Source organism: Effusibacillus consociatus (genome assembly GCF_042652925.1).
In the GTDB taxonomy this organism is placed as follows: domain Bacteria; phylum Bacillota; class Bacilli; order Tumebacillales; family Effusibacillaceae; genus Effusibacillus; species Effusibacillus consociatus.
Genome location: NZ_JBHSHC010000182.1, coordinates 1 through 1,676, shown reverse-complemented (window position 1 = coordinate 1,676; position 1,676 = coordinate 1). Strand labels below are relative to the sequence as shown.

1 protein-coding gene is annotated in these 1,676 nt (G+C 50.5%); it reads left to right on the top strand.

From position 1 onward, the window contains the following. Positions 1 to 47: 47 nt before the first annotated feature. Positions 48 to 1,346, top strand: coding sequence for an IS110 family RNA-guided transposase (locus tag ACFO8Q_RS23875; protein ID WP_096180728.1), 1,299 nt, complete (start codon positions 48 to 50; stop codon positions 1,344 to 1,346). The last annotated feature ends 330 nt before the right edge of the window (positions 1,347 to 1,676 follow it).

Below are 1,676 nucleotides of genomic sequence, written 5' to 3'. Positions count from 1 at the left end.
CGAATGCGAACACAATCACTGCCCTAATTAAGAGGAGGACGCTCATTATGAAGCTTAACCAATCTAGCAAACAAAATCAACGTATTGAGCGAATTTCTGATACCACATTGGTGATCGGAACCGATATCGCCAAACACAACCACGTTGCCCGAGCCTTTAATTACCGAGGCATTGAACTTGGCAAACGGTGTTTGTTCCAGAACGATGAACAAGGTTTGCTGAACCTTCTGGCGTGGGCGGAGTCCCTAAAGCAGGAGCACGGCATGAGTGACGTCATTCTAGGCGTAGAGCCGACCGGTCACTATTGGTTTCCCATGTTCCACTTCCTGAAGGGACGTGGCGTCCAGGTGGTCTTAGTCAATCCACATCATGTGAAAAAAAGCAAAGAGCTCGACGACAACTCTCCTACTAAGAACGACATTAAAGATGCGAAAGTCGTCGGCAAACTCGTCATTGACGGCCGCTACACGGAACCGCAGCTTCCGGAAGGCGTCTACGCCGACCTACGCGTGCTGATGAATCAGCGGGACCGTCTGTGCGGGGATTTGAACCGCGTGAAAGGAAGAATCCATAATTGGTTGGATCGCTTCTTTCCCGAATATACGCAAGTCTTTAAAGACTGGGAAGGGAAGGCTTCGCTCATCACCCTTCAGCACTTTCCATTGCCACAAGATGTGGTGAACATCGGTGAAACATCGATCGTGGCCACGTGGAAGAAGAACGACGTGAAGCGAGCTGTAGGCTCCAAAAGAGCACAATTGCTGTACCGGAAAGCCCAGAAGTCCATCGGCCTCACGGAAGGCGTTACAGCAGCCAAGCATGAGCTAGCCATGTATCTGGAGCAGTACGCCATGCTGTGCAGGCAGATTGAACAACTGATGGAGCTTGTGGAGGAACTGGTAAAACAGATTCCCGGCGCATCACACATGATGAGCATCCCATGCATTGGACTTATCACCGTGGCTGGGTTTCTGGCTGAAGTGGGGAACTTGTCCGATTATGACCACAGCCAGCAAATCGTACGTCATGCGGGACTTAGCCTACGAGAAAACAGTTCTGGGGAGCGAAAAGGACAGACGACGATCAGCAAACGTGGGCGCTGTCGTCTCCGAGCGTTGCTGTTTCGGGCGGCACTTACCATGGTCGCTAAGAACCCGGAGTTCCGTGCGCTGCATCTCTACTTCACCACGCGTAGGGATAACCCGCTGAAGAAGAAGCAATCGATGATCGCCATCTGCAACAAGCTGATTCGCGTCTTATTTGAGCTTGGAAGCAAGCAAAAGGAATACGACGCCCGCAAGGTGCTCGGCCCCTATCGGGAAGCTCAATTGCAAGCAACAGCTTAATTTATTCACAGCTTTAGCAACCTAACGTTTTTCTACGCTTATTCACATGTTGATCTTTGACAAACGAAGCACGGATAGGCTGGGAGCAATTTATTCCATTAGGGCAACGACCCCGTAAAGGAGCTTGCCTGGCCTCCACCCCTTGAGAGGTAGAACGAAGGAATGTAAGGGCATAGACCCAGGGAGATATGGGAGGGTTAACCGCAAGGGTACATGTGGAGATCCATTTGCGACCATAGGTTTTTAAACGGGGTGACCACCACCTCTATTCCCGCCAACAGATCAATACCCATATTTTCACTCTTCGTCAAATATTATCCATGGGTGCTT